The 18,951-nt window shown below is 70.7% G+C and carries 22 protein-coding genes; 5 read left to right on the forward strand and 17 right to left on the reverse strand.

Annotated elements, in window-relative coordinates:
- On the reverse strand, nucleotides 1-1,030 hold a 1,030-nt coding region (locus Cco03nite_RS24945), incomplete at its 3' end, for an ABC transporter substrate-binding protein (RefSeq protein WP_203694632.1).
- 195 nt (nucleotides 1,031-1,225) lie between these two features.
- Between Cco03nite_RS24945 and Cco03nite_RS24950 the strand changes: the two genes are divergently transcribed.
- Nucleotides 1,226-1,756 carry a bacterial proteasome activator family protein gene (locus Cco03nite_RS24950; protein WP_308440664.1) on the forward strand — a complete coding sequence of 177 codons (531 nt, stop codon included), beginning with the start codon at nucleotides 1,226-1,228 and terminating at the stop codon, nucleotides 1,754-1,756.
- A gap of 39 nt (nucleotides 1,757-1,795) precedes the next feature.
- On the opposite strand, the gene Cco03nite_RS24955 is transcribed toward Cco03nite_RS24950, so the two are convergent.
- The 16 genes from Cco03nite_RS24955 to Cco03nite_RS25030 form a co-directional block, all read right to left on the reverse strand.
- Nucleotides 1,796-2,614 (reverse strand): HAD family hydrolase, encoded by an 819-nt coding sequence (locus Cco03nite_RS24955; protein ID WP_373314319.1) that lies wholly within the window; start codon nucleotides 2,612-2,614, stop codon nucleotides 1,796-1,798.
- A gap of 92 nt (nucleotides 2,615-2,706) precedes the next feature.
- On the reverse strand, nucleotides 2,707-3,978 hold the full coding sequence (gene serS / locus Cco03nite_RS24960) for a serine--tRNA ligase (RefSeq protein ID WP_203694634.1): 1,272 nt from the start codon (nucleotides 3,976-3,978) through the stop codon (nucleotides 2,707-2,709).
- A gap of 37 nt (nucleotides 3,979-4,015) precedes the next feature.
- Nucleotides 4,016-4,684, reverse strand: coding sequence for a hypothetical protein (locus tag Cco03nite_RS24965; protein ID WP_203694635.1), 669 nt, complete (start codon nucleotides 4,682-4,684; stop codon nucleotides 4,016-4,018).
- An 81-nt stretch (nucleotides 4,685-4,765) separates the two neighbouring features.
- Entirely contained in the window at nucleotides 4,766-5,500 is a 735-nt protein-coding gene (locus Cco03nite_RS24970; protein ID WP_203694636.1) for an AIM24 family protein, read from the reverse strand.
- 131 nt (nucleotides 5,501-5,631) lie between these two features.
- Nucleotides 5,632-5,985, reverse strand: coding sequence for a metallopeptidase family protein (locus Cco03nite_RS24975; protein ID WP_203694637.1), 354 nt, complete (start codon nucleotides 5,983-5,985; stop codon nucleotides 5,632-5,634).
- A gap of 3 nt (nucleotides 5,986-5,988) precedes the next feature.
- Complete coding sequence (gene pheA / locus Cco03nite_RS24980) at nucleotides 5,989-6,945, reverse strand: prephenate dehydratase (RefSeq protein WP_203694638.1); 957 nt, start codon at nucleotides 6,943-6,945, stop codon at nucleotides 5,989-5,991.
- Between the two features lie 57 nt (nucleotides 6,946-7,002).
- The gene (locus Cco03nite_RS24985) at nucleotides 7,003-7,518 is read right to left on the reverse strand and encodes a hypothetical protein (protein ID WP_203694639.1); all 516 of its coding nucleotides are present in this window, start codon (nucleotides 7,516-7,518) and stop codon (nucleotides 7,003-7,005) included.
- Between the two features lie 37 nt (nucleotides 7,519-7,555).
- On the reverse strand, nucleotides 7,556-7,984 hold the full coding sequence (locus tag Cco03nite_RS24990; RefSeq protein WP_203694640.1) for a transcriptional regulator: 429 nt from the start codon (nucleotides 7,982-7,984) through the stop codon (nucleotides 7,556-7,558).
- Nucleotides 7,985-7,995: 11 nt separating this feature from the next.
- Entirely contained in the window at nucleotides 7,996-8,733 is a 738-nt protein-coding gene (locus Cco03nite_RS24995) for an NERD domain-containing protein (RefSeq protein WP_239167637.1), read from the reverse strand.
- 281 nt (nucleotides 8,734-9,014) lie between these two features.
- Complete coding sequence (locus Cco03nite_RS25000; RefSeq protein WP_203694641.1) at nucleotides 9,015-9,890, reverse strand: DUF5926 family protein; 876 nt, start codon at nucleotides 9,888-9,890, stop codon at nucleotides 9,015-9,017.
- 79 nt (nucleotides 9,891-9,969) lie between these two features.
- The gene (locus Cco03nite_RS25005; RefSeq protein ID WP_203694642.1) at nucleotides 9,970-10,386 is read right to left on the reverse strand and encodes an ATP-binding protein; all 417 of its coding nucleotides are present in this window, start codon (nucleotides 10,384-10,386) and stop codon (nucleotides 9,970-9,972) included.
- Nucleotides 10,383-11,606, reverse strand: coding sequence for a sensor histidine kinase (locus tag Cco03nite_RS25010; protein ID WP_239167638.1), 1,224 nt, complete (start codon nucleotides 11,604-11,606; stop codon nucleotides 10,383-10,385). The genes Cco03nite_RS25005 and Cco03nite_RS25010 overlap by 4 nt, the downstream gene beginning before the upstream one ends.
- A 61-nt stretch (nucleotides 11,607-11,667) precedes the next feature.
- A complete protein-coding gene (locus Cco03nite_RS25015) occupies nucleotides 11,668-12,441 on the reverse strand; it encodes a glycerophosphodiester phosphodiesterase (protein ID WP_203694692.1) in 774 nt (257 codons plus the stop codon).
- Between the two features lie 14 nt (nucleotides 12,442-12,455).
- Nucleotides 12,456-12,791 (reverse strand): rhodanese-like domain-containing protein, encoded by a 336-nt coding sequence (locus tag Cco03nite_RS25020; protein WP_203694643.1) that lies wholly within the window; start codon nucleotides 12,789-12,791, stop codon nucleotides 12,456-12,458.
- A 125-nt stretch (nucleotides 12,792-12,916) separates the two neighbouring features.
- On the reverse strand, nucleotides 12,917-14,155 hold the full coding sequence (locus Cco03nite_RS25025) for an LCP family protein (protein ID WP_203694644.1): 1,239 nt from the start codon (nucleotides 14,153-14,155) through the stop codon (nucleotides 12,917-12,919).
- A gap of 73 nt (nucleotides 14,156-14,228) precedes the next feature.
- On the reverse strand, nucleotides 14,229-15,416 hold the full coding sequence (locus Cco03nite_RS25030; protein ID WP_203694645.1) for an LCP family protein: 1,188 nt from the start codon (nucleotides 15,414-15,416) through the stop codon (nucleotides 14,229-14,231).
- Between the two features lie 550 nt (nucleotides 15,417-15,966).
- On the opposite strand from Cco03nite_RS25030, the gene Cco03nite_RS25035 reads away from it, so the two are divergent.
- From Cco03nite_RS25035 to Cco03nite_RS25050, 4 genes are all read left to right on the forward strand, one after another.
- On the forward strand, nucleotides 15,967-16,446 hold the full coding sequence (locus tag Cco03nite_RS25035; RefSeq protein WP_203694646.1) for a peptidase inhibitor family I36 protein: 480 nt from the start codon (nucleotides 15,967-15,969) through the stop codon (nucleotides 16,444-16,446).
- Between the two features lie 257 nt (nucleotides 16,447-16,703).
- On the forward strand, nucleotides 16,704-17,105 hold the full coding sequence (locus Cco03nite_RS25040; RefSeq protein WP_203694647.1) for a peptidase inhibitor family I36 protein: 402 nt from the start codon (nucleotides 16,704-16,706) through the stop codon (nucleotides 17,103-17,105).
- Entirely contained in the window at nucleotides 17,087-18,046 is a 960-nt protein-coding gene (locus tag Cco03nite_RS25045; protein WP_203694648.1) for a hypothetical protein, read from the forward strand. The genes Cco03nite_RS25040 and Cco03nite_RS25045 overlap by 19 nt, the downstream gene beginning before the upstream one ends.
- Complete coding sequence (locus tag Cco03nite_RS25050; RefSeq protein ID WP_203694649.1) at nucleotides 18,047-18,949, forward strand: hypothetical protein; 903 nt, start codon at nucleotides 18,047-18,049, stop codon at nucleotides 18,947-18,949.
- Nucleotides 18,950-18,951: the final 2 nt, after the last annotated feature.

Consider the following 18,951-nt stretch of genomic DNA (forward strand, 5'->3'; position numbering starts at 1 on the left):
TCTGCGCGCTGGGCGTGGTGTCGCCGGCCAGCGTCAGCGCCTGGTCGAGCACCGCGGCGGCGTCGTACGCGGCGACCGCGAACGCCGTTGGGGAGCGCTGGAACTTGGACTGGAACAACGACGAGAACGTGTGGTTGGCCAGGTTGTTGAGGTCGGCCGAGTAGTGCATCGCGGTGAAGAGCCCGCGCGCGCCTTCGCCGAGCTCGTTGAGCGCGCTACCCTCGGCGACCGAACCCGGGGCGTAGATCTCGACGTCGCGGCCCGGCTTGAGCCCCGCGTCCGTCAGCGCCGCCATGAACTTGACGATGTGCGCGCTCGGCAGATTGCAGAAGATCGCCCGCGGGCTCTTGGCGGCGATCTGGCCGGCGTACGACGCGTACTCCGCGGTGGTCGGCTTGATGCCGGACTTCACGACGATGGGTTCCTGCGCGCCGCCGCCGTAGACGCCGGTGAAACCGAGCATCAGCTCGGTGCCCGCCGTGCCCGGGCTGGTGATGAGGCTGACCTTGCCGCTGCCGTTGCCGTAGCGCCGGCGCAGGTAGTGCGCGATGGCGAGGGCCGGCTCGTCGGACAGGAAGGAGGTGCGCCAGATGTACGGCGCGCTCGGCATCTCGGCCGGGGAGGCGTGCGCGGCCAGCAGCGGCACCTTCGCCTCCTCGACCCGGTCACGCACGGCGGGCAGCAGGTCGGGGTTGGCCACGCCGACGACGGCCAGCACCTGGGCCTTGTAGAGGTTCTCCAGCGCCGCGGTGCCGGACTTGGTGGTCTCGCCCTCGTCCTCCACCTCGATGCGCACCGCGCGCCCGCCGAGCTTGCCGTCGTGCAGGTCGACGTAGAGCTTGAAGCCCAGCTCCAGGTCGGCGCCGACCTCCTTGTTCGCTCCGGTGGCGGGGACGAGCAGACCGATGCTGACGCCGCTGCGCTCGCTGGTCGTGCCAGCGGTCGAGCAGCCCGCGAGGCCGCCGGTCACGCCCGCAACGCCGACGCCGGTCAGCAGACCGAGCAGCCTGCGACGGTCAAGGCCGTCCAATGTGTCCTCCAGAGTGACATTCGGCCGGACGCGCGTACCGAGGGGCACGGCCGTGGGGGTGTCGCCAAACCTGTGGGCGCGCAGTCTTATGACCCACTGTGGCGTTCTACCGTGTCCTGGCACTCCCGTCAATGATCAACATAGGCCCGCGTCTCGGGATCTAGGATGGGTGGGTTCGACGCTGAGGAGGTCGTGGTGAGCCAGCAGCATCCCGAGGAGAAGAGTGTCGTGGTCGTCGGTCCGGACGGTCGGCCCATCGGCACGGTCGAGGTCAACCCTGACGGCGCCACCGGGCGTGAGGAGGACCCGAGCCACCTCATCGAGCAGCCTGCCAAGGTCATGCGCATCGGCAGCATGATCAAACAGCTGCTGGAGGAGGTACGGGCGGCGCCCCTCGACGAGGCCGGCCGCCAGCGCCTGGTGGAGATCCACCGCCGCTCGATAGTCGAGCTGGAGGACGGGCTCTCCGCCGAGCTGCGCGACGAGCTGGAGCGGATCTCCGTCGACTTCACCGAGGGCGCCACCCCGTCGGAGTCCGAGCTGCGCATCGCGCAGGCGCAGCTGGTCGGCTGGCTGGAGGGCCTGTTCCACGGCATCCAGGCGGCGCTGGTGGCCCAGCAGATGGCCGCCCGCATGCAACTCGAGCAGATGCGCAACGTGCCCGCCCTGCCCCCGGGCACCCACATCGAACCCGGCAAGGCCACCTCGCCCGGCCAGTACCTCTGACCTCATCACCCCCACCGCTCGCCCAGGGCGAGCGGTGGGTCAGGGTTCGCGTTTGAGGAGTTCGTCGAGGTAGACGGCTACGCCGTCGCGGTCGTTGGAGAGGGTGACCTCGTCGGCCAGGGCGAGGATCTCGGGGTGCGCGTTGGCGACCGCCACCCGGTGGCCCGCCCACTCGAACATCGGGATGTCGTTGGGCATGTCCCCGAAGACCAGCACGTCGGCCGGGTCGATGCCCAGCTCCGCGGCGACCACGGCCAGCCCGGTCGCCTTGTCGACGCCGGGCGGGGTCACCTCCACCCAGCCCAGCCCGGAGTGCGTGAACGCGGCCACCTCGGGGGCGACCAGACCCCGCGCCGTACGCAGCAGCGTGTCGGCATCCGTGTCATCGGTCTTCACGAACGCCTTGATCACGTCGTAGCAGAGCGATTCCTCGCGCGGCCGGAACTTCAGGTCATCCGGGTACGGCCAGTCGTCCACGTCGTCGCCCCACAGCGGGGCGCGCTGCGTGTCCAGGACTTCGACCAGCAGTTTCACCCGCCCGAGCCGGTTCTCCAGGGCATCGACCAGGCCCGCCACCACCGGGCCGGGCAGCCGCGCGTCGCGCAGCACCCGCGGCGCGGACGGGTCGCGCAGGTCCAGCACCCGCCCGCCGCCGCCCAGCACGAGCAGGTCGGCGTGCGGCAGGTCGATCCGGCTCAGCTCCTCCAGCCGGGGGCCGCGGCCGGTGGCGCCCACGATGGGCACCCCGGCCGCGCGCACCCGGTCGAAGACCGCGTGGGTGAAGCCGCTGACGGTCTCATCCGACCGGACGACGGTGCCGTCCAGGTCGGTGGCGACGAGTTTGGGCAGCCCGCGCAGCCGTACCCCGTCGTTGCGCAGCTCGGACCGGTCGGCCGCGTCTCGTTCCGGCACCTCGACGTGCCCCGTCCCCCCGTGGTCGGGCACGCCGCTCAGGACCCTGCCTTGGCGGGCTCCAGCACGTCGCGGCCGCCCACGAACGGCTGCAGCGCCTTGGGCACCCGCACCGAGCCGTCCGGCTGCTGGTGCTGCTCCAGGAGCGCCACGAGCATGCGTGTGGTGGCCAGCGTGCCGTTGAGCGTCGCCACGGTCTGGGTCTTGCCGTCGGCGTCGCGGAACCGGGTGTTCAGCCGCCGGGCCTGGAACGTGGTGCAGTTCGAGGTCGAGGTGACCTCCATGTACCGGTTCTGGGTGGGCAGCCACGCCTCGCAGTCGAACTTGCGCGCCGCCGACGAGCCGAGGTCGCCCGCCGCCACGTCGATCACCCGGTAGGCCAGCTCCAGCTTGCCGAGCATCTCCTCCTCCCACGCCAGCAGGCGCAGGTGCTCCTCGGCCGCGTCGGCCGGGTCGCAGTACGAGAACATCTCGACCTTGTCGAACTGGTGCACCCGGATGATGCCGCGGGTGTCCTTGCCGTACGAGCCGGCCTCCCGGCGGAAGCAGCTCGACCAGCCGGCGTAGCGCAGCGGCCCGTCGCCCAGGTTCAGGATCTCGTCCTTGTGGTACGCCGCCAGCGGCACCTCGCTCGTGCCGACCAGGTACAGGTCGTCGGCGGGCAGGTGGTAGACCTCGGCGGCGTGCGAGCCGAGGAAACCGGTGCCCTCCATCGACTCCGGCTTGACCAGCACCGGCGGGATCATCGGGGTGAACCCGGCCTCCACCGACTGCCACAGGCCCATCTGCAGCAGGCCGAGCTGCAGCAGCGCACCGACGCCGGTCATGTAGTAGAAGCGGGCGCCCGACACCTTCGCGCCGCGCTCGGTGTCGATCGCGCCGAGCAGCTCGCCCAGCGCCAGGTGGTCGCGCGGGTTGTCGAACACCGGGCGCTCGCCGACCTCGCGCAGCACGACGTAGTCGTCCTCGCCGCCGCCGGGCGCGCCGTCCTGCACCACGTTCGCGATCGCGAACTGCGCGGCCCGCAGCACCTGCTCGGCCTCGTTGACCGCGGCCTCGGCCGCCTTCACCTCGGCGGCGAGGTCCTTGGTCCGGGCCAGCAGCGCGGCCTTCTCGTCCCCGGTCGCCTTCGGCATCAACTTGCCGAGCTGCTTCTGCTCACCGCGCAGCGCCTCGAAGGACGCCACCGCGGACCGCCGCGACTCGTCGGCGCGCAGCAGGTCGTCGACGGCGTCGACGGAGTCGCCGCGCAGGCGCTGGCTGGCTCGTACGGCTTCGGGGTCCTCGCGGAGCAGACGCAGATCAATCACGTCGAAAAGCGTACCGGCACACGTTCGGAGCTTCGCGTCAGTATTGCCGTATGAACGGCGCGGCGGTGGTGACCGTCAGATCGATGTCGCCCGACTCGTAGTCGTCGGACTCGTCGCCGTCGTCGGCGGCCGCGTGCCGGCCGCGTGCCGTTTCGGGCTCCTGCCGGTGCGCGGACAGCATCGCGAGCCCCAGCAGGACCACCGCCGCGAGCGCCGCCCACATGCCGCGGCCGGGGCTGGAGCTGAAGCGGGACAGCAGCTCGGTGTTCATGAAGCCGCCGAACACGCGTGGCAGCTCACTGGTCGTGCTCAGCACGCTCGCCGCGGCCGCCAGCACCACGAGCAGCACCGCCGAGGTGCCGAGCGCGGCCAGCCGCGCGGTCGACCGGGCCGCGGCCGGCCCGAACAGCGCCACCGCGGTCGCCGCCGCCACCAGCATCAGGCCCGACAGGTACGGCGTGCCGCCGGTGGTCGACCAGACCGAGCTGGTCACCTGCGGGATGCTGGCGAAGTACTCGTCGCCGGACCGGGTGGTGTCGATGATCTGCCACTCCCCGATCAGCGACGCGATCGCCGCGGCGCCCGCCAGCACGACGAGCCCTGTCGTCAGCCGGGAGTCCGTCGTCATCGCACGCCAGCCGGGGCGGCGGCGTTCCGCGACGGCCGTCTCCGGCCCGAACTCCACCACATCGAGGTCCTCGGACATGGGCGCATCATCCCATGTACGGCTGAAAAAACAGGCCCCTCCACGGGGGAGGGGCCTGCCGTCATCGGACCTGCGCCGGGGTCACTGGCCGAGCAGGCCGCCCAGCAGCCCGCCCTGCTGCTGCTGGCCGCCGCTGCCGCCGGCGATGCCCGCCGGGGGCTCCTCGGACGGTTGCACCACGACGAAGCCCTGGCCCTGGAAGCTCATGGTGAAGGCCTCACCGGTGCTGCGGCCCAGCAGGGTGCCGATGCCCAGCTGCTCGGCGCGGTGGTAGCCGGTCTGCAGGTTGGCCGACCAGCAGATCGCCGCCTGGGGGTCGGCGTAGGTGGGCTGGTCCACGGTCAGCACGACCGGGGTGCCCTTGGTGGTGATGGCGATCCGGCCCTGGCCCGAGAAGACGCAGTTGAACAGGCCGGCCGCGGAGAACATGCCCATGCCCTGGACCATCTTGATGTCGTAGTTCAGCGACGACTCGAAGGCCAGCACGTTGGTGCCGTTGACGCTGAGGTGGTCACCGGGGCCCAGGTCGATCAGGTGCACGTCGGCGGCCCGGTCGGCCAGGAACACGTCACCACGGCCGGAAAGCTTCATCAGCGGGATGCCCTCACCGGTGAGCTTGCTCTTGAGCCACTTGGCCGCGCCACCGGAACCCAGCGCCTGGAACTGCACCTGGCCCTGGTAGGCAACCATCGCGCCGGTGCGTGCCATGACCTCGCCGTTGAGCTCGATCTTCAGCATCTTCGAGTTCTGCAGCGTCAGACCGGGAGTCGCGGACTCCTTCTCCAGGTTCTCGGCAGCGAAGAGTGCGCTCTGCATGTCGTCATCCTCCATACAAACGGGGGCGGAGAAACGCACCGAGCGTAGTTGACCTGCACAAGTATGAAAGTCGGCTTCGTGACTCAGTGGCAAAGGTCAGGGTGAAGATCGGGGAAACCCGCGGGGGTTTCTCAGCCCCAGCCCAGCTCGTGCAGGCGGTCGTCGTCGATGCCGAAGTGGTGGGCGATCTCGTGCACCACGGTGACCGCCACCTCCTCGACGACGTCGTCGTCGGTGTCGCAGATGCGCAGGATCGGATGCCGGTAGATGGTGATCCGGTCGGGCAGCACCCCGGCATAGTCCCAGCCGCGGGCGGTGAGCGCGTGGCCCTCGTACAGGCCGAGCAGCTCGGGCTCGCCCGGCGGCGACTCGTCCTCCACCAGGATGACGACGTTGCGCATCAGGTTGAGCAGCTCCTGCGGGACCTCGTCGAGGGCGTCGGCGACCAGCTCCTCGAAGCGTTCCCGGCTCATCTCGACGGCCATGGCTCAGGACAGCTCGCCCCGGCGCAGCCGGCCCAGCCAGGCGGCGGCGTCGGTGTAGTCCGGGTCGGACAGTCCCGGCGGCGGCGGCACCGGCCGCTCCGGCGCCGAGCCGGGCAGACCGGCCCGGGGGTACGAGCCGAGGAAGCGCACCCCGGCGCAGATGCGGCGCAGGCCCTGCAGCGCCTCGCCGACCCGCGCCTCGGCGACGTGGCCGGTGCAGTCGAGGAAGAAGACGTACCGGCCGAGCCGCTCGCCGGTGGGGCGGGACTCGATCCGGGTCAGGTTCACGCCGCGTACGGCCAGCTCGGTGAGCACGGCGAGCAGCGCCCCGACCCGGTCGTGGGAGATCCAGACGGCCAGCGAGGTGAGGTCGTTGCCGGTCGGCTCGGGCGGGGTGCCCGGCCGCGACAGCAGCACGAAACGCGTCGCGGCGTCCGGGTGATCGGCGATCTTGTCCGCTAGCTGGAGCAGGCCGAAGCGCTGGATGGCGATCGGGGCGCAGATCGCGGCGTCGAAGTCGCCCGCGGCGACCCCGGCCGCGGCGGCCCCGTTGGACAGCACGTCGACCACGGTCGCGTCCGGCGCGTACGCCCGCAGCCAGCCCCGGCACTGCGTGGACGCCTGCGGGTGCGCCGCGATCGAGCGCACGCCGGCCAGCGTGGTGCCGGAGCGGACGGCCAGCACGAACTCCACCGGGATGACCACCTCGCGGGTGATCACCAGCGGGTCGCCGTCGACCAGCTCGTCCAGCGTCACGCCGACGGCGCCGCCGATCGAGTTCTCCCACGGGACCAGCGCCGCGTCGGCGTCGCCGGCCCGCACGGCCTCCAGCGCCTCGGGCACGCTGCGGGCGGGCGTCCGGATGCCTCTCCCGGCGGCCGGAATGGTGAGCAGCGCCTGCTCGGCGAAGGTGCTCTCCGGACCGAGGTAGACGAAACGGGTGGGCGGAACTCCAGGCATACCGACGAGCCTAGTCATTGGTGGCCGCCTTCGCGGCCACGGCATGCGGCCACGGCGTCAGCAGCCGGCCGTGATGCGGATGCCGGGTGGGGCGAAGTTGCGCACCTCGACGGTGCAGATGTCGGTGCCGGCGGTGACCAGGTCGAGCGAGGTCGGCACGCCCTTGGTGACGACCTGCAGGGGTTCCCGGCCCGGCACGGTGAGCACGGTGTACTGCCAGGTTCCGGCGCAGACCGGGGGCCTGGTCACGGTGACCGTGCCCGAGCCGGGCAGGATCGACGACTTGCGGCGCACCGCGGCGATGATCTGGTCGCCGCCGGGGCGGCCCTGGCAGTCGGTGACGGTCAGCTCGGGGAAGGGGCCGGGGCTGCTGGGCGGGGCCGACGGCGGCAGGCTGAAGCTGGGCGGCAGCGTCACCGCACTGGGTGACACGGACGGCTGCGGCACGGTGCCGCCGGGCTTGGGCTGCAGCTCGGGTGGAACTCCGCAGCCACCGAGCAGAGCCGCGCCGGCCAGGCACGCGGTGGCGAGCGGGAGGGCCCGGTTGGACGGACGGGTTGGACGCAGGGGCATGGGCAACGAGACTAGCGCGCGGTCGCCCTACCCGCGGTCATACCGCCGCGAAGAAGCTGAGTGAGCCGACGACCTGACCGCCCTGCCACAGCGGGGTGGCGACGGCGTCGAGGGTTCGGCTTGGCGTGTCCTGGGGCCCGCGCACGCGCAGCAGGCCGCGTGCGGGCCGCTTGGAGGTGAGCGCGAGCAGTGGGGGGATCTGCTCGCGCTCTGCTTCACCCAGCTCGTTTCCGGCGGCGGTGAAGTCGATCAGGCACAGGACCTCGCGTACGTCCCGCCCGGCCAGCTCGGTGTGGTGCTCCACGGAGAGCAGCCGGACCCAGGACGAGGAGGCGGCGACGATCAAGCCTTTGGCGTCGATGACCAAACACGACTCCTCGGCCGAGGAAACCGGGACCGACCAGCTGTGCAGCGGGTCGACGGCGATCGGCTCCAACGGGGAGAGGGAGAGCTCGATGTGGGTCATCGCTGCTCACGTTACCCGCGTGCAGTGCCCTTGTCACCGGGGGTCGAGCCTTCCGGGTGCCACGTGTAACCGCTGCCCGCGGCGTACGGCTGGTTGACCCAGATCGCGGGGTTGCGGGCCACCTGGGACAGCTTCTCGGCGGTGGTGCCGGTGATCCGCCGGCCGGTGGAGTCGAGCACCTTGTCGAGCTCGCGATACGACGTGACGATGCATTCCTTGGGCAGGCCGTTGACGCTGATCGGCCCGCTGCCGACGAACGCGAGCACGGCGAACACCTTGATGTCCTGCCCGATCGCCGCGGAGATGGCCTTGGCGGCGCGCTTGGCGTCGCGGCGGGCCTGCGAGATGTACGGCGGCCGGCGGCCGCTGATCTGCACCACGTCGCCGGCGATGAGCACCCGGCTGCGGCCGTGCTGGGCGAGGGAGACGCTGAAGATGCCGCCCGGCCCGATGGCGAGGAAGCCCGCGTTCGAGGGCTGCTGCGGTTTGGCCGTGCCGGCCTGCGCGGTCTGGGTGGTCAGCAATGCGTGCGGCCACTCGATGACGTGCCAGTCGCGACCGAGGCGGTGCACCGCGCGGTCCTCGGCGGCCGACATGCGCCGGACGGCTCGGTCGGCGCGGCGGCGGCGGGCCCAGTCCATCGGGGAACCGGGGGGCGGGGCGGTGTCTGGTCCTGACGGCACCGGCAGGCTGGGGGAGCGTCCGAAGGTCGGGCGCAGGAAGGGCGCACGATCGGGGTAGACGGTCATGGGGTGCCTCCGGGTGGAACGACACGCATTGAGTTAGGTGTCCCTTACCGTACGTGTTCGCTCATCGATGTGTCAGGGGGCAAATCGGGCACTCAGCAAGAATGAATGGATGAATGTCCGGTTCAGCTTCATTCCCTGGGGCTCATGCGGCAGGTCTGTCGCCGCGCGTCGCCGAGATTCTCACGCACCCGGCCGCCGTGCGGTGAGCAACCCGTGAGACAGGGCTGCGCCCGCACTGCCGGAGCAGCACGGGCGCAGCGGGACGTACGTGAAAAGGCAGGTCAGCGCAGGGTCAGCTGGCGGCCGAGCAGGCCCTGCCGCGCGCGGCGCTGGTCGGGGGTGAGCGGCTCGTCGACCGCCTTCGCCGCGTCGTACCGCGCCGAGACCGCGGCCAGCGACTCCTCCCACGCGCCGGCGTCGGGGGCCGACGGCAGGTCCCAGACCGGGACGAGCAGGCCGTGCGCCCGGAACATGCCGGCGAACTTGGTCTCGTCGGTCAGCTTCAGCTCGCCCCCCGCGCTCAGCCGGGCCAGCGCGTTGAGCGCCACGTCCTCGCCGTCGGGCAGCACCCAGCGCACGTGGGACTTCTCCGGCACCCGGCACCAGTACGCGGCCGGCGCCGCCGCCATCCGCACCGTCGGGTACACCGAGGCGTTGGCCGCGTCCAGCGATGCCGACACCTCGGCGTCGCGCTCCTGGTCCGCGTCGAGCCAGAAGTCGAAGCCCTCGTGCACCGTGATCTCCAGCGGTGCGTCGACCAGCAGGTCGCCCAGGCGCGGACCCTCGCCCGGCAGCGGGGGCACGTTCACCGGCGCGCCGGGCTCGCCCTCCAGCGCGCACAGCAGTGCCACGGCCAGGTCGCGGTTCACGTCGCCGGAGCGCTCGTGCCGCTGCAGGCCGAGCAGGATGCGCCCGTCCGTCTTGGTCAGCGCGGGCCAGGCCATCGGCAGGATGGTGGCCAGCGTGATCTGGCGCTCGCCGTACTTCTCGACGTACTCCGGGGCCAGGGTGAGCGGCGCGGTCGCCGCGGGCACCAGCTCGCGCAGCGCCACCAGCTCGGTCTCGGCGGCCAGCCCTTCGAACGGGCGGGCCACGAAGACGTCGCGCACCTTCGGCGGCTTCGCCTGCTTCTTCTCCAGGCGGTTCTTCTTACTCACGGCTGCTCCTCAGCTCCGCTCGTCGCAGCTTCCCAGGACTCATGAGTCGCTCCCGGAAGGCTGGCGTGGGATCACCGGGTCAGCTTAGTTCCGCCCAGACGCTCTGCCCGAGACCGTCCCGCTCGACACCCCACCGGACCGCGAGCGCATCGACGATGGTGAGGCCGCGGCCGTCCGGGTCCTCGGCCCCGGCGGTGCGCGGGCGGGGCAGCCCAGGCGCGCCGCCGTCGGTCACCCGCACCTCGATGACCTGCTTCGACTCGACCACCCGCAGCCGCCAGGCCAGCCGGACGACCCCGCCGGGCAGCGGCTCGGCGTGCCGCACCGCGTTGCCGACCAGCTCGGCGGCGACCGAGACGACATCGGCGAGCAGGTTGGGGGTGACCGCGTCGGCGAGGGCCGCGGCGAGACGGTGTCGCGCCTGCTGCGCGCCGCGGGCGTGGTGGGGCACCACCACACACCAGGCTCGCTCAGCGACAGCCATCGACACGATCATGCCTCCCCGGATGCGTGCGCATCCCTCTTGACGTCACCTCGCGGCAGCCGTACCTCTGCGACGGTACCTCCCCCATCCCGGGGACGTAAGGACACCCATCCGTTTTGTCGTTCAATAGTCTTTCGGACGAGATAAAGACCCAGACCGGCACCACCGTACCGCCGTCCGTCGCCGCTGTCCGCCTGCCAGAACCGCTCGAACACCTGATGGACCTGTTCGGGGGCGATCCCTATCCCCCGATCGAGTACCTGGAAGAACACCGTGCGCCGGTCGTTGCCGGCGGTCAGCACCACGGTCTCCTCCCGCGCCGAGTACTTGTCGGCGTTGGTGGCCAGCTCGGTGAGCACGTTCGGAATGGTGGCGCGGTCCCCGTAGGCCAGCGGCAGGCGCTCCGGCAGCTCCAGCCGGAACCGGCGGCGCAGATCGGCGGGCAGGTTCGCCGCGGCGTGGCGAAGCGCTTCGACGACGTCGAACGGGCCCGGCGACAGCGTGCCGACCGCGGTGTCGGTGCTCGCGGCCAGCAGCCGGTCGACCAGGCGGGCCAGTTCGTCGCTGCGCTGGCCGATCACCCGGGCCGCCTCCCGGCGCGACTTGTCGTCGAGCTGGCTCCAGTGGTCGCGCAGCGTGTCCGCGTACCCCTTGATGACGGTGACCGGGGTGCGCAGCTCGTGGCTGGTGACGGCGATGAACAGCTCCCGATCGGCCAGATCGTCACCGGCGTTCTGCACCGGCAGCCCGGCCCGCTCGCTGTAGAGGCGGCCCACGGTCGCCCCGAGCAGCGCCATCACGGCGAGCTGGTCGGCGTCGGCGGGGCTGTCGTCCGGCATGAACGCGCCGAGCATCGCGGGCGTACGCCCATCGAGGTCGATCCGGTGCAGCAGGATCCACCGGCTGCCCAGCGACGTCATCTGGTCGGACGAATCGTCGTCGACCGCGCCCAGCTCCACCCGGTAGGTCGCCAGCCCGGGACGCAGCACGGCGGCCACCACCTCGGGCTGGACCGGGCGGCCCAGCGCCCAGTCAGCGGTGCCGGTGGCGGCGATGACCCGGCCGGCCCCGCCGGCGGTGTGCAGTTCCGACAGCGCCATTCCGGGCACGCCCAGCGCGTACTGGCCGAGGTGCAGCAGGCGGTCGAGGGCCGGCAGGCCGCCGCGGCCGGTGACCGGGTCGTTGAAGAGCGCGGCGATACCCAACGTCAGCTCGCGGTACGCCACCTCCACATGCAGGATCCTGCCTGCCGGAGCAGCGACGCGCCAGGGCTCGTGACCGATCAGTGATGATTCAACGACCGAGGTGTGCCAGCACCTCGGCCGGACGGTCCGTGATGATGCCGTCGACACCGAGCTTGAGCAGCAGGTCCACGTCGTCGGTGGCGTTCACGGTCCACACGTACACCTGCTGGCCGCCGGCCTTGAGCCGCCGCACCAGATCCGGCCGCCGGCGCACCAGCTCCAGGCCGGGGCCCGCGATGCGGGTGCCGAACGGCAGCCGCCGGATGCGCAGCCCCGGTGGCAGCAGGTCCATCAGCTGCACCGTGGGCAGCGACGGCAGCAGCTCGCGGGAGCGGCGCACCGCCAGCGGCGAGAACGACATCACCGTCACCCGCACCGGCGCGGCCGCGGACGTGCTGGTCAGGCCGTGCCGGTTCAGCACCGCCCGCAGCCGGTACTCCACGGCTTTGCCGTACCGGTTGGGGTGCTTGGTCTCGATCAGCATCCGCACCGGCCGCCCGGCCTGGCGCGCGGTGTCGAGCAGCTCCTCCAGCGTCAGCACCCCGGCCGGCTGCCCGCTGGGGTGCCACGAGCCGAAGTCGAGCGCCCGCAACTGGGCCAGCGTGTACGCCGCGACCGGCCCCCGCCCGTCGCTGACCCGGTCCAGGCGCCGGTCGTGCACGCACACGAGGTGCCCGTCGCGCGTCAGCCGCACGTCGCACTCGATGCCGTCGGCGCCCTCGCGCAGCGCACGCGCGTACGCCCCCAGCGTGTGCTCGGGCAGGGCGGCCGACGAGCCGCGATGGGCGAACACCAGTGGGGACGGGTCGGGGGTCGGACTCATACGCTCGCTCACGACTAGATGATCTGCGGCGACCGGCCCTCGTCGGCGACGACCGGGCGGCCGGCGGCGGCCCAGCCCATCATGCCGCCGTCGACGTTGGTGACGTTGTCCCAGCCCTGCTGGCGCAGGTACGACACGACCTGGCCGGAGCGGCCGCCGACCCGGCAGAGCACGTAGACCTCACGGTCCTGCGGGACCTCGGCCATGCGAACCGGAATCTGCATCATGGGCAGGTGGACAGCCGCGGGGGCGTGGCCGGCGGCCCACTCGTCGTCCTCGCGGACGTCGAGCAGGAAGGCGTCGGCGGGCACCTCGGCGACGGTGGCGGTGGGAATCTGCGCAGCGAACACGCCTGCAAGTGTAAAGGTCAGTCCCGCCCAAGGAGCCCGTCGGAGCGGCCGCTCGGTGTCCGGCCGGAGCGCAGCGGAGGCTGGACGACCGCTTAAGGCCGCGGAGCGGGCTCCGCATGTCACCGTCAGATCGCGTTGACCCATTCGGGATGCTGCTGCACCCAGGTGGCCAGGTCGGCGTCGCGCATGGCCCGGAACAGGTCCTCGGCCCCGTCCTGCAGCAGCACGTACGACACCCCGCCGATGCTCTGCGGGTAGGACGGCACCCGGATGCCGGTGAGCGAGTCGGGGCGGATGTTGCGCAGCGCCACGATCAGGTCGGTCAGCGTGGCATCGCCGGTGTCCAGGGTCAGCGACTGCCCGATGCCCCGGATGAACTGGTCGAGCTTGAGCGGGTTGCGGGTCACCCCGCTGTCCAGCGCCTTGCTGAGGATCGCCTTGACCAGCTGCTGCTGGTGGCGCTGCCGGTCGAAGTCGCCGCCCGGCAGGCCGTACCGCTGCCGGGAGTAGTCCAGCGCCTCGGCCCCGTTCATCTCGCGGCAGCCGACGGTGAACAGCCGCTTGGTGTGGATCGACCGCACCTCGGTGTCGACGCACATGTTCACCCCGCCGAGGCTGTCGATGACCTGGGTGAAGCCGCCGAAGTCGACCACCGCCGCGCCGTCGAAGCGCATCCCGGTGAGCGCGGTCAGGGTGGCCGACAGCAGCTGAACGCCGCCGCTGCCGCCCCCGCCGGCCTCGAACGCCGCGTTGATGCGCTGGCGCGCCCCGCCGAACGAGGTGCCGCCCAGCTCGGGGATCTCCACCCGCAGGTCGCGTGGGATCGAGATGACGTACGCGTGGTTCAGGTCGCGGTCCACCTGGACGACCAGGATGGTGTCCGAGCGCTGCCCCGCCCCCGGGTTCGACTCCCGCAGGTCGGACCCGATGAGCAGGTAGTTGAGCGGGCCGGTGAGCCGCCGCCAGCCCACCTGCGAGTCGGCCATGTCCCGGGCGCGCGGGTCGAGCAGCACGTCACGGCTCACGCTCGACTCGTACCGTTGCACCAGCGCCTGCCCGGCGACGAGGCCGCCACCGGCGAGCAGCACCAGGCCGACCAGGACCGCGACCAGTGCCTGTGGCCAGCGCCGGCGGCGCGGCGACTCGTCGGAGCGCACCGGGTCCGCACGATGGCTGTTCCCGGGCTGCCGGATGTTCCTGCCCGTCCGGACCTTCCGGCCGGCCTGCGGGTTCTCCGGCCAGCCGAGGCCCGAGCGGGGCGACCCGCGCCCCGGTGGCGCCGCCGCCGGGGAGGGCCAGCCGAGGCCGGTGGCCCGGGGCTCATCCCTCCTGCCGTCGCCGGTATGCCACACGGAGCTGGCCATGCCGCCTCCCGGAGTGGGAAATCCTCACCCTCAGCGTATGGACCGCTCACTCCGGAAGGCGTTGAATCCGAAATTACTTCTCGTTGTTGACGACTTCTGGATGGATAAGTACGAAGTTGCCCAGCTTGTCATTCTTCGCAGCGCGGAACATGTCCTTGGTCGTCTTGTCGAGCGCTTCGCCCTGGTACTTGCCGTTGACGACGATGCTCTCGTAGGTGCCCGAGTTGGTCTTGAGCAGCACGAGATCGGCGCTGGCCATGTCCTTCATGGTGAACAGGAAGTCCGTGACGCCCATCCCCTTGGGCAGGCTGAGCAGCATCGACTTGCCCACCGCGGCGATCAGCTGGTTGACCTTGCCGAAGTCGGTGAGCACGCCGGCCGAGCCGGCCTTCTTCGCCATCGCCTTGATCAGCTGCTGCTGGTGGCGCTGGCGGCCGTAGTCGCCGGACCCGTCCGGCAGGTAGCGCTGGCGCGCGTAGTCCAGCGCCTCCCAGCCCGCCATCTCCCGGCAGCCCGGCTTGTGCAGGTAGCGCTGGTTGCCCGTACGCCGGGCGTAGCTGTCGGCCTCGTGCTCGTCGGCGATGCCGCCGATGTACTTGGGCTTGCCCTTGACCACGAAGTTGTGGATCGACTTGGTCGGCGCCTCCACGCACATGGGCACGGTGCCCAGCGCGTCGATGAACGTCTTGAAGCCGCCGAAGTCGATGACCGCCGCCGCCTCGAACGCCATGCCACCGGTCAGCTTGCTGATCGCCTTGGCCGCGGACTTCAGCCCGCCCCGCCAGTCGCCCTTGCCGCCAAGACCGTTCGTGAACGCGCCGTTGATGCGCTGCTGCGAACCCGGGATGTTCACGTCCCGCGGCACCGACATCAGGTATGCCTGATCGTGGTTCTTCGACACGTGAAGGATGAGGATGGTGTCGGAGCGGGCGTCGGTCGCCTTCTGGCTGGCGCGCGTGTCGATGCCCAGCAGCAGGATGTTGAACGCGCCGTCGAAGGCCTTACCCGCCGGGGCGGCCGGGGCGGCCGAGGTCTCCGGGTCCACCAGCTCGGTGCTCTCCGACACCTGGATGTTGCCCTCCAGGTTGCCGACGATGGTCTTGATCCCCACCAGCGCGCCACCGGAGACCATCATCAGCAGCGCGCCGAAGGTGATCGCCAGCTTGGCGGACAGTGGCGCACCACGTCTCTTCTTGCGCTTCGGGGTCTTGGTGGCCGGTGTGTCGTCGCCGCGCCCGCGAGGGGGGCGCCGTTGCGGCACGAAGCCTCGTTGCTCTTCTTGGTCGATCGTCGATGTTGCCACGTGACTCCCCAGGTCCGTTGCGTGGGTGTGGTCGCCTTGACGGGCGCGGTCAGCTGACCCTCTTGGCGAACTCCGGGCTGGCCGCGCGAACTGATCGAGGGTCGTCGGCGGCGGCTGCAACGGCCGTCGTGGCCACCGCTGTGGGGTCGGCCGCCGGCCGGGCATGGTGTTCCGTGCACTGTTCGCTGTGACACGTCCGCCATGCCTCCCCCAGGGTCTGGATCGCCTTCGACCGAGCCACTGTAGTTGGTCAGCCTCGGCGACCGCGAGCAATGACGAGATCAGATCTTTTACCGGTATCCGGGGGAATTAGGCAGATTCATCCCCTGCTTGCCATTGCGGCCCGAGCTCGCCGAGCCTCGTGAATTTGAGCTGACGACGGCTGCTCGTAAGCGACGATCTGAGGCCCCCCACGACGTTCGATCGGGGATTACGATCTCGATCGTCCGAACGCGACTTGATCGGGAAGGGCTCGATCGGCGCTGCTCGGGCAGTGAGAGGACGGGGAATGGCAATCATCGGCAAGCGAGGCAGAGTCCGGTTGGCCAGTGCGGTGCTCGCTGTCGCGGGGTCGGTCGGACTCGTGGTGACCACGGCCGCGCCGGCCAGCGCAGCTCCGGCGTACATCCATCTGTATGCCGTCCAGGACGTGGGTTCGAGTGACAACGGCTACTGCGACACCGGGTACTTCTGCGCCTACACCAAGCCTTGGCTCGATCCCTACGGCATCGGCTTCTACAACGACAAGTGGGACTGGGCGGCCACCGACGTGCCGAAGATCTGGAGCGGCACCGAGTCGATCAACAACAATGCGGAGTCGTGGTGGAATCACGGCACTCCGTCTTACAACAATGACGTGCAGGTATACCAATACGCCGGTGGCAGCGGTGTGAGCATGTGCGTGCAGAACGGTGTGCAGATCCAGCTGGCCTCCTCGTACGGGATGGCGAACCTTCCGTCAGCCCACGTCTGGCGCAGCTCCTGCTGACAGGCCCGGAAGCGTTGCGGGGGCGTCGTCTTCGGCGGCGTCCCCGATGGACGCCCGGTGCATCCGGGTCCAGAAACGACGCCCCCCATGAAGATCAGGTGGAGGCTAATATCGCGACTGCTCGAGCGCGGCCGGCCGGGAGCGGCTCGATCGGCGCGGCTCGGCCAGTGAAGGGACGGGGAATGGTGGACATCCGTAAGAGGGCCGGCGCACGGCTTGCGGGAGTGGCTCTCGCAGTGGCGTCATCGGTCGGTCTGGTGCTCACGACGGCGGCGCCGGCCAGCGCGGCGCCCGCGTTCATCAAGCTGTGGTCGGCGCAGGACGTCGGAGCGAGTGAGGAAGGGTACTGCGACACCGGGTACTTCTGCGCCTACATCAGCACGAATCTGACGAGCCAGGGCATCGGCTTCTACAACGACAAGTGGGACTGGGCGGCCACGGACGTTCCGAATACGTTCAGCGGATACGACATCAACAACAACGCCGAGTCGTGGTGGAACCACGGCACGCCGTCCTTCAACAACGACGTCCAGGTCTACCAGTACGCGGGTGGCAGCGGCGTCAGCATGTGCGTCCAGAACGGGGTGCAGATCAAGTACGGCTCGTCGTACGGCATGGCCAACCTTCCCTCGGCCCACGTATGGCGCAGCTCGTGCTGAAGTTCGGCACCACGCTCGCGGCCGTCGCCCTGGCGACGGCCGCGTGCGGCACCGCCTCGACCCCCGAACCCCCGCAGGCACAGCCGACGGGATCGGCGCCGGTCGTCGACGGCGATGCCTTCCGCGAGGTCGGGCGGCTACGGCAGGAGCTCGACGACGCCATCGGCAAGCTCGAGGACAGATGCATGCTGGGCAAGGGCTTCACCGTGCTGCTGCCCCGGGAGCCCCGTACGGACCCCGGTTTCGTCATGCTCGACATCTACTCGTCGCCGTCGTCGGCCGATGCCGAGCGCGACGGCTACGGCATCGCGGGTCGCGTCGAGCAGCGTGGCCACGATGTCGAACCCCAGCCGACGGGTGCGTGGTACGAGCAGTCGCTCGAGGAGCAGCGCCGGTACGAACGGGAGTTGACGGGATCGGGGGACACCCCGGCGACGCCCGGCGCCAACGGCACCGGGCAGGACGGAGGTTGCCGGGGCGCGGTGCTCACCGCGGCCTACGGCGCCACGCAGCGCGGCCCTCGCAACCCGACCTACCAGCACCTGCCGACTGAGGAGATGCTGGCCGCGGTGCCAGCGGTACGCAAGGCCCGCGAAGCCTGGGCGCTGTGCGTGGCCAAGGCGGGATACCCGCGGTTCGATGAGCCGCGTGACGCCGCCGCATACGCGCAGTACTTCTTCGACCCGGTCGGTAGCCGCCCGGGTGTGCCGGTGCCCAAGGGCGGCCCGTGGCCCCTCGCCGAGGCACGGATGAAGGAGCGCACACTGGCCGTCGCGGACGCCCGCTGCGCGGACGAACACCAGGTGCGCGAGACCGTGTCGGCGCAGTGGGCGCTGCTGGTCGATCAGGCACGCCGGCGGATCGAACCGCAGCTTGTCGCGTATGCCGCGCAGCTTCGTGAGTGTCTCGTCCGGGTTCAGCAGGAGTTGGGCGGAAAATAGATGCGCAAAGTGGTCTGCGCCCTCATCGGCGTGATGCTCGTCGGCGGCTGCACCTCCCCGGACAGCGGGACCGAGGAAGTCAGACTGACGCAGGTCGACGGTATGCCCACGGCCGATGTGGACGACACCGTCTGGCTCGAGTGGGCCGAGTCGACGCTGGCCGGAGAATGCATGGTGGCCCGCGGATACCCGTTCTGGGCGCAGTGGCGCGCACGAGTTCGGAAGAACACCGAGCCCGATCAGCTTTACGGCATCGCCGACGTCACGTGGGTCACGGCGCACGGATACGGGATCGGGGAACGCCGATCGGCACCGGACGTGACGCCGGAAGACCCCAACACCCGCTACCTGCATTCGTTGCCCAAGGAGCGCTGGCGGGAGTACGACACCGCCTATCACGGCACCGAGCAGGACCGGATCACGGTCACCTTGGCCAACGGCATGACCGCCAGCATGGCGTCGAAGGGTTGCCTCGCGGAGGCACGTACGAAGCTGTTCGGATCGCTGCCCGACTGGTTGCGGCTCGACACGTCCTGGCGCAACATCGACGCGGAAATCGCCCCGACGGTGCTCAAGGACGCCCGGTACCTGAAAGCGCTGGCCGGCTGGCGCGCATGCATGGCCGGCAGGGGACAGCAGGTCGCCGAACCGATGGCGTTGCGTGAACAGGTATCGCGCGAGTACTCGCTGAAGCCCCGTACGGAGGCCAGGGAGCTGGAGATGGCACTGGCGAAGCTCGAAGCCGAGTGCGCCCAGACCACGGCACTGATCCGGACTGCCGAGGAGGTACACGCCGAGGTTCGGGCAGGCCTCGACACCACGCGTAAGAGTGACCTCGACACCTACCGCGAGATGATGCGCACCGCGCTCGACGCCGCTCGAAAGCTGGCCGGCCCGGCGTAGTC

The sequence above is a fragment of the Catellatospora coxensis genome, assembly GCF_016862635.1.
Classification (GTDB): Bacteria; Actinomycetota; Actinomycetes; order Mycobacteriales; family Micromonosporaceae; genus Catellatospora; species Catellatospora coxensis.

What these genes read in the sequence shown, in the direction of transcription:
- Cco03nite_RS24965 (WP_203694635.1), bottom strand. Translation starts at nt 4,684, where the DNA reads ATGTCCGAGGACCTCGATGTGGTGGAGTTCGGGCCGGAGACGGCCGTC.
- Cco03nite_RS24970 (WP_203694636.1), bottom strand. Translation starts at nt 5,500, where the DNA reads ATGCAGAGCGCACTCTTCGCTGCCGAGAACCTGGAGAAGGAGTCCGCG.
- Cco03nite_RS24975 (WP_203694637.1), bottom strand. Translation starts at nt 5,985, where the DNA reads ATGGCCGTCGAGATGAGCCGGGAACGCTTCGAGGAGCTGGTCGCCGAC.
- pheA (WP_203694638.1), bottom strand. Translation starts at nt 6,945, where the DNA reads ATGCCTGGAGTTCCGCCCACCCGTTTCGTCTACCTCGGTCCGGAGAGC.
- Cco03nite_RS24985 (WP_203694639.1), bottom strand. Translation starts at nt 7,518, where the DNA reads ATGCCCCTGCGTCCAACCCGTCCGTCCAACCGGGCCCTCCCGCTCGCC.
- Cco03nite_RS24990 (WP_203694640.1), bottom strand. Translation starts at nt 7,984, where the DNA reads ATGACCCACATCGAGCTCTCCCTCTCCCCGTTGGAGCCGATCGCCGTC.
- Cco03nite_RS24995 (WP_239167637.1), bottom strand. Translation starts at nt 8,733, where the DNA reads ATGACCGTCTACCCCGATCGTGCGCCCTTCCTGCGCCCGACCTTCGGA.
- Cco03nite_RS25005 (WP_203694642.1), bottom strand. Translation starts at nt 10,386, where the DNA reads ATGATCGTGTCGATGGCTGTCGCTGAGCGAGCCTGGTGTGTGGTGGTG.
- Cco03nite_RS25015 (WP_203694692.1), bottom strand. Translation starts at nt 12,441, where the DNA reads ATGAGTCCGACCCCCGACCCGTCCCCACTGGTGTTCGCCCATCGCGGC.
- Cco03nite_RS25025 (WP_203694644.1), bottom strand. Translation starts at nt 14,155, where the DNA reads ATGGCCAGCTCCGTGTGGCATACCGGCGACGGCAGGAGGGATGAGCCC.
- Cco03nite_RS25035 (WP_203694646.1), top strand. Translation starts at nt 15,967, where the DNA reads ATGGCAATCATCGGCAAGCGAGGCAGAGTCCGGTTGGCCAGTGCGGTG.
- Cco03nite_RS25045 (WP_203694648.1), top strand. Translation starts at nt 17,087, where the DNA reads ATGGCGCAGCTCGTGCTGAAGTTCGGCACCACGCTCGCGGCCGTCGCC.
- Cco03nite_RS25050 (WP_203694649.1), top strand. Translation starts at nt 18,047, where the DNA reads ATGCGCAAAGTGGTCTGCGCCCTCATCGGCGTGATGCTCGTCGGCGGC.